The sequence below is a fragment of the Achromobacter sp. 2789STDY5608621 genome (genome assembly GCF_001299375.1).
GTDB lineage: Bacteria > Pseudomonadota > Gammaproteobacteria > Burkholderiales > Burkholderiaceae_B > Achromobacter > Achromobacter insuavis.
Map to the genome: position 1 here is coordinate 144,052 of NZ_CYTU01000010.1, position 12,671 is coordinate 156,722.

Sequence of the window (12,671 nt, forward strand, 5' to 3'; positions counted from 1 at the left end):
CCGCGCGGTCGCGCGCGTCCAGCCCGTTCAGATCCAGAGACTCTCATGCACAAGAACAAGGACATCCTGCGGGCGACCTGCCTGGCCACCGCCCTGGCCGCGTCGTTCCCCGCCTGGCCGCAGGCCACCGGCGCCGACGCCATCACCACCACCGATCCGGTGGTGATCACCGGCGTCGCCCCGAGCGCGCCGCTGACCTTCACGACCGACCCGAAGATCCCGCGCCAGCCGCTGCCGGCCAGCGACGGCACCGACTACCTCAAGACCATTCCCGGCTTTTCGGCCATCCGCAACGGCGGCACCAACGGCGATCCGGTGCTGCGCGGCATGTTCGGCTCGCGCCTGAACATCCTGACCAACGGCACCTCGATGCCCGGCGCCTGCCCGGCGCGCATGGACGCGCCCAGCTCGTACATCTCGCCCGAGAACTTCGACAAGCTGACCGTCATCAAGGGCCCGCAGACGGTGCTGTGGGGACCGGGCGCGTCCGCCGGCACCATCCGCTTCGACCGCGACACGCCGCGTTTCACCGAGCCTGGCGTGCGCTTCGACGGCAGCCTCGTGGGCGGATCAAACGGCCGCAACGACCAGGCCGCCGACCTGACCGTGGGCAACGACAAGGTCTACACCCGCATCACCGCCAACCATTCGCACGCCCAGGACTACAAGGACGGCGACGGCAACAAGGTGCCGTCGCGCTGGGACAAGTGGAACGCCGACCTGGCGCTGGGTTTCACGCCCGACGCCGACACGCTGTACGAGCTGACCGCCGGCACCGGCGATGGCAACGCGCGCTACGCCGGGCGCGGCATGGACGGCTCGCAGTTCAAGCGCGAGAGCTTCGGCCTGCGCTTCGAGAAGCGCAACCTGGGCGGCGTGCTGGACAAGCTGGAGGCGCAGCTCTACTACAACTACGCCGATCACGTGATGGACAACTACACGCTGCGCAAGCCGGACATGACCAGCTCGATGCCGATGGCGATGGCGGCGGACGTGGACCGCGCCACCTGGGGCGGCCGCATCGCCGGCACCTGGAACCTGGCGCCGGACCTGAGCCTGGTGACCGGGCTGGATTTCCAGCAAAGCCGGCACCGCTCGCGCAGCGGCACGGACACGGTCTCGTACCGCTCGCAGAGCTGGGTCAAGGATGCCAGCTTCGCCAATACCGGCCTGTTCGGCGAACTGACCTGGCACGCCACGCAGGACAGCCGGATCATCGGCGGCGCGCGGGTGGACTGGGCCTCGGCCAAGGACTTCCGGCGCGACAATGGCTCGATGATGATGCCGATGCCCAACCCCACGGCCGGCGAACGCCGCAACGAGACGCTGCCCAGCGGGTTCCTGCGCTACGAGCGGGACCTGGCGGACCTGCCGGCCACGGTGTACGTCGGCCTGGGCCACGCGGAACGCTTCCCGGACTACTGGGAGCTGTTCTCGCCGAAGCAGGGGCCCGACGGCTCGATCAACGCGTTCCGCGGCGTCAAGCCCGAGAAGACGACGCAGATCGATTTCGGCGCGCAGTACAAGACCGAGACCCTGGATGCGTGGCTGTCCGGCTACGCCGGCTATGTCGACGACTTCATCCTGTTCGACTACGCCAAGAGCCACATGGGCGGCATGCATGGCGGACACGGCAGCTCGACGCAGGCCGCCAACATCGACGCCCGCATCGCCGGCGGCGAGCTGGGGCTGTCCTACCAGGCGGCGCCGCGCTGGAAGCTGGGCGCGACGCTGGCCTACGCCTGGGGCCAGAACCGCAGCGACGGCCGCGCCTTGCCGCAGATGCCGCCGCTGGAAGCCAAGCTCAGCGCGGCCTATGACGACGGCACCTGGTCGGCCGGCGCGCTGTGGCGGCTGGTGGCGGCGCAGCGCCGCTATGCCCTGAACCAGGGCAACGTGGTCGGCAAGGACTTCGGCCCCAGCGCCGGCTTCGGCGTGTTCTCGCTGAACGGCGGCTACGCGGTCAGCAAGCAGGTCAAGCTGTCGCTGGGCGTGGACAACCTGTTCAACAAGACCTACGCCGAGCACCTGAACCTGGCGGGCGACGCCGGCTTCGGCTTTGCCGCCAACACGGCCTTCAACGAACCCGGGCGCACCTTCTGGGCGCGCCTGAGCTTCAAGTACTGAGCGCCGTCCGGATCCGCTTGAGATCCCGTTCCAGCTCGATGCGCATCGCTTTCAGCAACGCCCGCGCGTTTTCCGAAAGCGGTGTGCCGGGCCGGAACACCAGCAGGCAGGCAAAGCCGATGTCCAGTTCCAGCGGCTTGATGGTCAGCCCGCGCGCCAGGTAGTCCAGCGCCATGACCGGATGCACCAGGCCGATGCCGACGCCATGCAGGGCGAACTCGCAGACGGAATTGGAATAGGGCGTCTCCAGCACCGGCCGCAATGCCAGGCCCTGGTCGTGCAGCGCCGTCTCCAGGCGCCGGCGGCTGGCGTCCTCGGGGTTGAGCGCGATGAAGGCGTGCTCGGTCAGGTCGCGCAGCGTGATGCGTGGCCGCGCCGCCAGCTGATGGCGGCTGTGCATGGCGATCACGCCCGGCAGCCGCAGGAATTCCGAGTGTTCCAGGCCCGCCACCGACAGCTCGTCGGCCATCAGGCCGAAGTCGAGTTGCCCGGCCGTGACCTGCTGCAGCACCTCGCGCGAACTCATGATCTGGAACGACATCTGGATGCGGCGGTCCTGCAGGCCGAAGGCGGCAATGGCGCGCGGCATGAAGCCGGTGCCCAGCGCCGGCAGCGAACCGACCGCCAGGCGCCCGACGCCGAACGATTTCAGGCTGCGGATGCGGTGCTCGATCAACTCGAAACCGGCGAAGCAACGGTCCACTTCCTCCATCAGCGCGCCGGCCTCCTGGGTCGGCACCAGCCGGCCGCGCACGCGCTCGAACAGGCGCAGTTCCGACGAGGTTTCCAGCTTGCGGATGGCCTGGCTCACCGCCGGCTGCGAAATGCCCAGCAGGGTGGCGGCCTTGCTGGTGGTGCCGGCCTGCATCACGGCCCGGAAGACCTGGATCTCGCGCATGTCCATCTATAAGTCCCGCTTATTGACTAAGTTTTTTCGATTGTTGAGGCAATGGGGAGAAAGGCAGACACTGGCGCTGTTCCCGATCACTCCTAAGCTCAGCAAATAGATTAGATGAAAGCTATCAATCAGACTAATAGAGATTTCGCCAGTCTCTCGCCCTCGGTGCAGCGCGCCTCCACCGTGGTGTTCGACTCGCTGGACGCCTTCGTCAACCGCAAGCACCGCCAGCCCGACGGCTTCAGCTACGGCGTCACCGGCACGCCCACCGCGCGCCTGCTGGAAGACCGCATCGCCGCGCTGGAAGGCGGCCGCCACTGCGTCATCACGCCGTCCGGGGCGGCGGCGCTGATGACGGTGGTGATGGGCTTCGTGCGCGGCGGCGACCACCTGCTGCTGTCGGCGGCCTGCTATGGCGCGCTCAAGACTTTCGGCGAGAAATGGCTGGCGCACATGGGCGTGGACGTGGAGCTGTACGACCCGTCCATCGGCGCCGGCATCGAGGCGCTGATCCGCCCGGCCACCCGCATGATCTGCATCGAGGCGCCCGGCACCGTCACCATGGAAATGGCCGACGTGCCCGCCATCGCCGCCGCCGCTCGGCGCCACGGCGTGCTGACCATGATGGACAACACCTGGGCCAGCCCGCTGGGCTTCCAGCCGCTGGCGCACGGCGTCGATTTCAGCGTCGAGGCCGCCACCAAGTTCTTCGGCGGCCATTCCGACGTGCTGATGGGCAGCATCAGCATGAACGACGCCGGCCACTACGCCGTGCTGCGCGAGACCCAGAGCATCCTGGGCCAGCAGGTCAGCCCGGACGATTGCTTCCTGGTGCTGCGCGGCCTGGAGACGCTGGCGCTGCGGCTGCGCGCGCAGAGCGACGCGACGCTGCGCGTGGCCGAGTGGCTGCAAAGCCAGCCGCAGGTCGAGCGCCTGCTGTACCCGCCGCTGCCGTCGGACCCGGGCCACGCCCTGTGGCGGCGCGACTTCCGCACCAACGGCTGCCTGTTCTCGATGGTGCTGGCGCCGGCGCCCGAGGCGGCCTTCAACGGTTTCTTCGATTCGTTGCGCCATTTCGCCATCGGCGCCAGCTGGGGCGGGGTGCACAGCCTGGCGGCCTATTACCCGGCGGGGCTGCAGGCCGGCCGCGCCTTTCCGGCCACCGACCGGCCCATCGTGCGGCTGTCGATCGGCCTGGAGGACGTGGACACGCTCAAGGATGATTTGCGCACCGCGCTGGCGGCCTATCAGGCGCAACGCTGAGCGCGCGGCCGGGCGGGGCCGGGCGCGAGCCCGGCGCCCGGCCCACCCGGACGGCGCTTTGCGCCGAATCCCGTTCAACACACCGGCCGGCCGCGCATGGCCGACCGGCACGAAGCGCCCCGAGGCGCTCACCACATAGCAAGGGGAATTGCCATGTTCAGCTTCAAGCAGACTTACCGTTGTCTCGCCCTGGCCATCGCGGCCTGCGTCCCGGCCGCCGTGCCGGCCCAGGCCGCCGCCCAGTCCGCGGCGCAACCCGAGGCACAAACCGCGACACAAACCGCGACACAAACGCCCGCCGCCGGCGCCTCGCCGGTGGCGGCGGCCGTCACCCAGACCAACAGCCCCACGGTGGACCAGATCCGCGCCCGCGGCTATGTCATCTGCGGCTCCGGCCATGGCACCACCGGCTTCTCGGCGCCCGACAAGGACGGCAACTGGAAGGGCCTGGACGTCGACACCTGCCGCGCCATCGCCATCGCGGTGCTGGGCGACGCCAGCAAGACGCGCTTCGTGCCGCTGACCGGCCAGCAGCGCCTGACGGCCCTGCAGACCGGCCAGATCGACGTATTGCCGCGCACCACCTCGTGGACCCTGCGGCGCGACGCCAACGGCATCAACTTCACCTATCCGAACTACTACGAGTACGACGCCTTCATGGTGCGCAAGGACCTGGGCATCACGCAGACCAAGGACATGAACGGCGCCACCATCTGCGTGCAGACCGGCTCCACCAACGAGGTCACGGTGGCCGACCTGTCGCGCAAGTTCAAGCTGGGCCTGAAAACCGTGCTGTTCGACAACGTCGCGGCTTCGCGCCAGGCGTTCTTCTCGGGCCGCTGCGACGGCCTGATCACCGACGCCTCGGCGCTGGCGGCGGTGCGCGCGACCCAGGCGCAGAACCCCGACGACTACGTGATCTTCCCGGCCAGCGGCCACAGCGAGGCGCTGACGCCGTCGGTGCGCCATGGCGACGACCGCTGGTTCGACATCGTCAAATGGGTCATCCAGGTGCCGATCGCCGCCGAGGACATGGGCATCACCCAGGCCAACGTCGACGACATGCTCAAGTCCGACGATCCGCGCATCGCCCGCTTCCTGGGCACCGAGCCGGGCAACGGCAAGGCGCTGGGGCTGGATGAGCGCTGGGCCTACAACATCGTCAAGCAGCTGGGCAACTACGGCGAGATCTTCGAGCGCAACGTCGGCAAGAACAGCCCGATGAAGCTCGAGCGCGGCATGAACCGGCTGTATCGCGACGGCGGCCTGATGTACCCGTACGTCTTCAACTGACCGGCGCGCGAGTCTCATCATGTTCAAGCGACTCTGGTTCGACGGCCGGGGCCGGGCCGTCCTGGCGCAGCTGCTGATCGCCTGCGCCTTCGTCGGCACGGTGGGCTGGCTGGCCTGGAACGCCCACGCCAACCTGACCCAGCGCGGCATCGCCATGGGCTTCGACTACCTCGGCGAGGCGGCCCGTTTTCCCATCGCCGAAAGCCTGCTGGCCTACCAGCCCACCGACAGCTACGGCCGCGCCTTCCTGGTGGGGCTGGTCAACACGCTGTACATCTCGGCGCTGGTGATCGCGGCCTCGACGCTGCTGGGCTTCGGCCTGGCGCTGGCGCGCCGCAGCCGCCATCCGCTGGTGACGGGCGTGGCCACGGTCTACCTGGAAGCCGTGCGCAACACGCCGCTGGTGGTGCAACTGCTGTTCTGGTACAGCCTGGTGACGATCAATCTGCCGCCAGCGCGGCAGGCGTTGCAGCCGCTGCCCGGCGTGTTCCTGTCGGTGCGCGGACTGTTCTTTCCCAGCCTGTCGCTGCAGGGCGATACGCAGCCGCTGTGGTGGGCGCTGGGCGGGGCGGCGCTGCTGCTGTGGGGCGCGTGGCGCCTGGCGCGCCGCGCCGTCGCTCCGCGCATGCCATGGCGCGGCCTGGGCCTGCTCGCGGCGGTGGCGCTGGTGGCGGCCGCGGCGGGGTGGGGCGGCGCCTCGCTGCACGCCGACGTGCCGGCGCTGCGCGGCCTGAATTTCGCCGGCGGCAGCGCCTTCACGCCGGAGTTCACTGCCTTGCTGGTGGGGCTGACGATCTATTCGGCGGCGTTCTCCGGCGAGATCATCCGCGGCGGCATCGACGCGGTGCCCGCCGGCCAGTGGGAAGCCGCGCATTCGCTGGGCCTGAAACCCGGCGCCGCGCTGCGCTGGATCGTGGTGCCGCAGGCGCTACGCGTGATCATCCCGCCGATGACCAGCCAGTACCTGTCCATCATCAAGAACACCACGCTGGCGCTCGCGGTGGGCTACCCGGACCTGTCCTTCGTCATCACCACCACCATCAACCAGACCGGCCAGGCCATCGAGGGCGTGGCGGTGCTGATGGCGGTGTACCTGAGCATCAGCCTGAGCGTGTCGCTGTTCATGAATCTGTACAACCGCCGCATCCTGAGGACGCAACGCGCATGAGCCTGTCCCATCCTTCCTCCCTGCCGCCGCAGGCCCTGCGGCCGCCGCGCGAGCGCCGCGACAGCGTCTGGCACCGCCTGTTCGGCAGCGCCGTCAGCGCGGTCGCCAGCGTGGCCACGCTGGCGCTGGTCCTGGCCGCGGCCGGCAAGCTGCTGAACTGGGCGGTGCTGGACGCCGTCTGGCCGGGCGCCACGGGCGACGTCTGCCGCCAGGCCAGCGGCGCCTGCTGGGCATTCCTGGGCGAAAAGATGCGCCAGATCCTGTTCGGCATCTATCCGCCCGGCGAGCAATGGCGGCCCACCGTGGTCTGCCTGTTCATCCTGGCGATGACGGTGTTTTCGCTCAGCCCGCGCCAATGGCGCGCCCGCACGGCGGCGCTGTGGATCGTCGGCCTGGCGGCCGGCCTGCTGTTGATGCAGGGCGGCGTGTTCGGCCTGGCGCGGGTGCCGACCTCGTCGTGGGGCGGCCTGCCCATCACGCTGTTGCTGGCGGTGTGCGCGCTGGGCGCCGGACTGCCGCTGGGCGTGCTGCTGGCGCTGGGACGCCGCGGCAGCCTGCCGACGGCGCGCTTCATCAGCATCGGCGTGATCGAGCTGATCCGGGGACTGCCGCTGGTCAGCCTGCTGTTCATGGCCTCGATCGTGCTGCCCATCATGCTGCCGGCCGGCATGACCATCGACAGCCTGCTGCGCGCCGGCATCGCGCTGACGGTGTTCTCGGCCGCCTACCTGGCCGAGGTGATCCGCGGCGGCCTGCAGGCGATCCCGCCCGGGCAGGCCGAGGCCTCGCGCGCGCTGGGCCTGTCGTGGTGGCAGATGACGCGGCTGGTGGTGCTGCCGCAAGCCCTGCGCAAGGTGATCGCGCCGCTCACCAATACCGCCATCGTGATGATCAAGAACACCAGCCTGGTGCTGATCGTGGGCCTGTTCGACCTGCTCAGCTCGGGGCGCGCGGCGCTGACCGACCCGGCCTGGCCCACGCCTTACGTCGAGACCTATCTCTTCATCGCATCGATCTATTTCTGCATCTGCTTCGGCCTGTCGCGCTACTCGATGTGGCTGGAGCACCGCTACAAAAAAGGGGAACTCCGATGACCACGCCTTCCGCCGCCACGCCGCCCGCCATCGCCATCGCCGGCATGCACAAGTGGTATGGCGACTTCCATGTGCTGCAGGACATCAACCTGCAGGTCCGCGCAGGCGAGCGCCTGGTGATCTGCGGGCCGTCCGGCTCGGGCAAGTCCACCATGATCCGCTGCATCAACCGGCTCGAACGCCACCAGCAGGGCTCCATCGTGGTCAACGGCGTCGAGCTGAGCGACGACCTGCGCGCCGTGGACGGCGTGCGCACCGACGCCGGCATGGTGTTCCAGCACTTCAACCTGTTCCCGCACCTGACGGTGCTGGAGAACTGCATCCTGGCGCCGACCCAGGTGCGGCGCATGCCGCGCGCGCAGGCGGTGGAGCTGGCCATGCGCTACCTGGAGCGGGTGCGCATTCCCGACCAGGCCGGCAAGTATCCCGGCCAGTTGTCAGGCGGGCAGCAGCAGCGCGTGGCCATCGCCCGCTCGCTCTGCATGCAGCCGCGCATCATGCTGTTCGACGAGCCGACCTCGGCGCTGGATCCGGAGATGGTCAAGGAAGTGCTGGACACCATGACCTCGCTGGCCGAGGACGGCATGACCATGCTGTGCGTGACGCACGAGATGGGCTTTGCCCGCAACGTCGCCGACCGGGTGGTGTTCATGGACGGCGGACGCATCATCGAGATGGGCGAGCCCGGCGCGTTCTTCGACAACCCCAGGCATGAACGCACCCGGGCGTTCCTGGAGCGCATCCTGCATTGAGGGCAGGGCGGCGCGAAAGATCGGGGCGGGGCGGCGATTTAGCGAGGCTTCAATTTATAATGAAACTCGTTCGTAATTGAAAATCACGCGGCCCGCGAGGCGGCGTACCCGCCATGGCCACTCAGGACCTGGATTACTCCGCCCCGATCGCCGTCGACGCCGTTGCCCGCACGCAGCTGCAACGCTTCTATGTCGACCACCATCCCTGGCTGCTGGGCTGGCTGCGGCGCCGCGTCGGCAACAGCAGCGACGCCGCCGACCTGTCGCACGACACCTTCCTGTGCCTGCTGGGCGAGGGCCGGCGCGACGCCATCCGCGAAGCCCGGCCGTTCCTGGCCACCATCGCCCGCCGCCTGATCGCGCGCCGGCGCCACAAGGCGGCGCTGGAAGCCGCCTACCTCGAAGCGCTGGCCTGCCTGCCGGTCCCGACCGCGCCGTCGCCGGAAAGCGTGGCGCTGGCGGTGGAAACGCTGCAGCAGCTCGACCAGGCGCTGGAAGGCCTGCCGCAAGCGGCGCGCAGCGCTTTCATCATGGCGCACATCGAGGAACTGACCTACGCGCAGATCGCCGAGCGCCTGCGCATCTCGCCCAGCACCGTCAAGAAATACCTGATCCGCGCCAACGCCCACTGCCTGTTCGCGCTGGCGGCGTGAGGGCCGGGCCGGACCGCCGGCGGGCGGCCCGGAGCGTCGTCGTCAAAACTCCGTCGCCACCGACAGCCACAGCGTGCGCGGCATGCCGCTGATCAGGTAGCCGGTCGGATTGGCCTCCCAATAGTGCTTGTCGAGCAGGTTGGTCACGGTCGCGCGCAGCGTCACGTCCTTGCCCGCCACGCGGGTCTTGTAGCGGCCGCCGAAGTCGTAGCGCGTCCAAGCCGGCACGCGCTGGCTGTTGTCGGCGCTGAGATAGGCCTGGCTGGTGTGGATGGCCCGGCCCATCAGGGTCAGCCCCGGCGCGAACGGCGTATCCCATTCCAGCGTCAGGTTGGCCTGCAGCTCGGGCGCGCCGACGGCGTGGCGGCCGTCATTCAAGCCGCCCTGGGTCTTGCGCTGTTTCGCATCCAGCCAGGTGACGCCGCCCAGCAGGCGCACGCCGCGCGCCAGTTCGCCAAAGCCGTTCAGCTCGACGCCCTGGTTGCGCTGCTCGCCATTCAGGCTGTAGACCTTGGACACCGGATCGACGATGCCGCCCGGCACGCGGATCTGGAACAGCGCCAGCGACGCCCCGAAGGCGCCGAAGTCGAGCTTGCTGCCGATCTCGTACTGCTTGGACTTGTAGGGCGCGAACACCTGGTCGGCGTTGGCGGCGTCGGCCGGCGGCGAGGCGCCGGCCGTCAGCGCCTCGATGTAGCTGGCGTACAGCGAGACCTGTTCCGTCGGCCGCACCACCAGCGCGGCCGAGGGCGTCGTGGCGCTCTGGTCGTAGCGGTTGGTGGCGTCGCCGGCCGGCGAGTACGAACGCGTGTTGACGTTCTGGCGGCGCGCGCCCAGGGTCAGTTGCACCAGGCCGTCCTTGACCGACAGGGTATCGGCCACGGCCACGCTTTGCAGGATGCTCAGGCTGGTCCTGGTTTCCGGCGAGTAGGCGATCGGCGCGCCCGGATCGGCCAGGCGCGCGGGGTGATAGATGTTGGTGGCGTAGTCCGCGTAGCGCGTCTGGCCCTGCCAGGTGCGCGATTCCAGCCGGTTGCCGCTCAGCACCAGCTGGTGCGTGACGGGGCCGGTCTCGATGCGACCGCGGATGCCGATCTCGCCCGAAGTGGCCTCGGTCTTGCCTTTCTGGTGGGTCGAGGTGGACAGCGCGTCGCCGTTGTCGCCGACGATGGTGGCGCCCGGCGCCTCGCGCTTGTTGTAGTCGAAGCGGTTGGCCCCGAACGCGCCGAACAGCGAGACCCGGTCGCTCAGGTCGTACTCGGCGCGCACCAGCCCGGTCAGGCTCTGCGCGCTGGACGTGTCGAAGCGCTGCGCCAGGTTGATCTTGGGATCGGGCGCGCCCGGCACCTTGACGCCCGGAGCGACCGTGTAGCCGCGCGCGGCGGCGCGCATCCAGTCGTCCTGGTAGACGATGTCGGCCGACAGCCGCAGCCGGTCGCCGCGATAGTCCAGGCCCAGCGAGCCCGAACCGTTCTGCGTCGACTGGCCGTCGATGCGCGGCTGGCCGCCGCGGAACGCGCCGTTCACGCGCAGGCCGTACTGGTTCTGGTCGCCGAAGCGGCGCCCCAGGTCCAGGTGGCCGCCCCAGCGCGAGTCGGACGCGTATTCCGTGGTGAAGCGCGTCAGCGGCGCGTCGTCGGCGCGCTTGGTCACGATGTTGACGCTGCCGCCCACGCTGCCCCACGGCAGCATGCCGTTGAGGAAGGCGCCGGCGCCGCGCAGCACTTCGATGCGCTCCACCGGGTCGGGATTGATGCGATAGGCCGGCACCAGGCCATACAGGCCGTTGAGCGCGATCTCGTCGTTGTCGACGCGAAAGCCGCGGATGGTCAGCGCGTCATAGCGGTTGCCGCTGCCGATCGAGGCGCGCACCGACGAATCGCTGGTGGTCAGCACGTCGGCGATGCTGCCGGCCTGCTGGTCCTGGATGGTCTGGGCGGTGTAGCTGGCGATGCTGAAGGGCGTGTCCATGTAGTCGGTGTTGCCCAGCAGGCCGAGGTGCCCGCCGCGCGCCACCTGGCCGCCGGCGTAGGCCTCGGGCAGCTCGTAGACCGAACGGGCGGTGACGGTCACGGGCGCCAGCGCGGTGACGGGCGCGTCGACGGCGGGCGTCAGCACGTAGCCCTGGTTGGCGCGCTGCACGGCCTGCAGGCCGGTGCCGGCCAGCAATGCCTCGAACGCCTGCGCCGGGCGGTAGGCGCCCTTGAGGCCGGCGGTGGTCTTGCCCTGGACCTGGTCGGCCGTGAAGGTCAGCGCGATGCCGGCGGTGCTGGCCAGGCTGCGCAGGGCCGGCGCCAGCGGGCCGGCCGGAATGTCGTAGGACGCCGCCGCCTGCTGTGCCGGCCGGGAAGCCGTGGCGCCCGGCGCCGCGCCCTGGGCTGCCGCCGCGGCGCTGGCGCCCAGCATCAGCGTGGCGATGAATGCGCGGGTCAGCCCGCGCGGAGGGTTCGCTGCCATGTGATCTCTCGAATGAAGTGCTGAAGGAATGAATTGACGTCAGCAGGTAGGAGCAGCGGGCAGCCGGATCGGGCACGCGAAACGGGCGTCGAGATGAAACAGTGTGTATCTTGAAACTCAGCCGGCCCTGGGAACCACCGTGACCCAGTAGCGCGTGACCTGGCGGATGGCCACCGGCAGCGAGTTCGGCAGCAGGGCCAGGATGTGGTCGGTATCGGCGATCGGGAACACGCCCGAAAAGCGCAGGTCCGCCACCGCCGGATCGCAGCGCAGGATGCCGGGCCGAAAGCGCGACAGATTGACGATGAAGTCGCCCAGGCGTTCGTCGTCGGCGATCAGTTGTCCGCGCGTCCAGGCCAGGGCCTGCGCCGGCAGCGGCTCGGCGCGGGACGGCGCCCATTGCGTCAGGTAGGCCGATTCGCCGGCCGCGACGCGCAGCGCGAGGTCGGGCTGGCGCAGGGGCCGCAGTTCGACCGCGCCTTCCTCGACGCCGACCATGGTCCGGTCCGGATCGAGCCGCACGCTGAAGCGGGTGCCCAGCGGCCGCACCGAGCCCTGCGGCGTCCGGACGCTGAAAGGGCGCGGGTCGCCATGCGCGGTCGCCACGAAAATCTCGCCGGCGCGCAACGCGATGGCGCGTTGCGATGCGTCGAACTCGATATCCAGGGCGGTGCCGGTGCCCAGCAGCAGCCGGGAGCCGTCGTCCAGCGTGACCCAGCGCAATTCACCGGTGGCGGTGCGCAGGTCGGCGACCCAGGCGCGCCCGGTCGGCGTGCGGCTGGCCGCCAGGCCCGCCGCGCCGGCGCCGGCAGCCAGCCACAACGGCGCGAACACCAGTTTGCGGCGCGACGGCTTGCGCAGGCCGGCCAACGCGCGCGCGGCCGGCGCCTGTTCCAGGGCCTGGAAGCGGCCGAGCACCGCCTCGACGTGCAGCCAGGCGCGCTCGTGGTCCGGATGCGCGGCGCG

The 12,671-nt window shown here is 69.8% G+C and carries 10 protein-coding genes; 7 read left to right on the forward strand and 3 right to left on the reverse strand.

From position 1 onward, the window contains the following. The first annotated feature begins 45 nt into the window (after positions 1 to 45). Positions 46 to 2,127, forward strand: coding sequence for a TonB-dependent copper receptor (locus AOZ53_RS12930; RefSeq protein ID WP_054488075.1), 2,082 nt, complete (start codon positions 46 to 48; stop codon positions 2,125 to 2,127). Here AOZ53_RS12930 and AOZ53_RS12935 read toward each other — a convergent pair. Beyond that, entirely contained in the window at positions 2,117 to 3,031 is a 915-nt protein-coding gene (locus AOZ53_RS12935; protein WP_054488077.1) for a LysR substrate-binding domain-containing protein, read from the reverse strand. The genes AOZ53_RS12930 and AOZ53_RS12935 overlap by 11 nt on opposite strands. Before the next feature lie 108 nt (positions 3,032 to 3,139). Between AOZ53_RS12935 and metC the strand changes: the two genes are divergently transcribed. The 6 genes from metC to AOZ53_RS12965 all read left to right on the forward strand — a co-directional run bounded on the left by metC (position 3,140) and on the right by AOZ53_RS12965 (position 9,248). Beyond that, positions 3,140 to 4,288, forward strand: coding sequence for a cystathionine beta-lyase (metC, locus tag AOZ53_RS12940; protein WP_054430467.1), 1,149 nt, complete (start codon positions 3,140 to 3,142; stop codon positions 4,286 to 4,288). Positions 4,289 to 4,441: 153 nt separating this feature from the next. Then, positions 4,442 to 5,581, forward strand: coding sequence for an amino acid ABC transporter substrate-binding protein (locus tag AOZ53_RS12945; protein WP_082380307.1), 1,140 nt, complete (start codon positions 4,442 to 4,444; stop codon positions 5,579 to 5,581). Positions 5,582 to 5,600: 19 nt separating this feature from the next. After that, positions 5,601 to 6,749, forward strand: coding sequence for an amino acid ABC transporter permease (locus AOZ53_RS12950; RefSeq protein ID WP_054488079.1), 1,149 nt, complete (start codon positions 5,601 to 5,603; stop codon positions 6,747 to 6,749). After that, a complete protein-coding gene (locus AOZ53_RS12955) occupies positions 6,746 to 7,843 on the forward strand; it encodes an amino acid ABC transporter permease (RefSeq protein ID WP_054430464.1) in 1,098 nt (365 codons plus the stop codon). Before AOZ53_RS12950 ends, AOZ53_RS12955 begins: the two co-directional genes overlap by 4 nt. Further along, positions 7,840 to 8,595 (forward strand): amino acid ABC transporter ATP-binding protein, encoded by a 756-nt coding sequence (locus AOZ53_RS12960; protein WP_054430463.1) that lies wholly within the window; start codon positions 7,840 to 7,842, stop codon positions 8,593 to 8,595. Before AOZ53_RS12955 ends, AOZ53_RS12960 begins: the two co-directional genes overlap by 4 nt. A gap of 113 nt (positions 8,596 to 8,708) precedes the next feature. Further along, entirely contained in the window at positions 8,709 to 9,248 is a 540-nt protein-coding gene (locus tag AOZ53_RS12965; RefSeq protein ID WP_054430462.1) for a sigma-70 family RNA polymerase sigma factor, read from the forward strand. A gap of 42 nt (positions 9,249 to 9,290) precedes the next feature. On the opposite strand, the gene AOZ53_RS12970 is transcribed toward AOZ53_RS12965, so the two are convergent. Further along, entirely contained in the window at positions 9,291 to 11,705 is a 2,415-nt protein-coding gene (locus AOZ53_RS12970; RefSeq protein WP_231690610.1) for a TonB-dependent receptor, read from the reverse strand. 117 nt (positions 11,706 to 11,822) lie between these two features. Continuing rightward, on the reverse strand, positions 11,823 to 12,671 hold an 849-nt coding region (locus tag AOZ53_RS12975), incomplete at its 5' end, for a FecR domain-containing protein (RefSeq protein WP_054488081.1).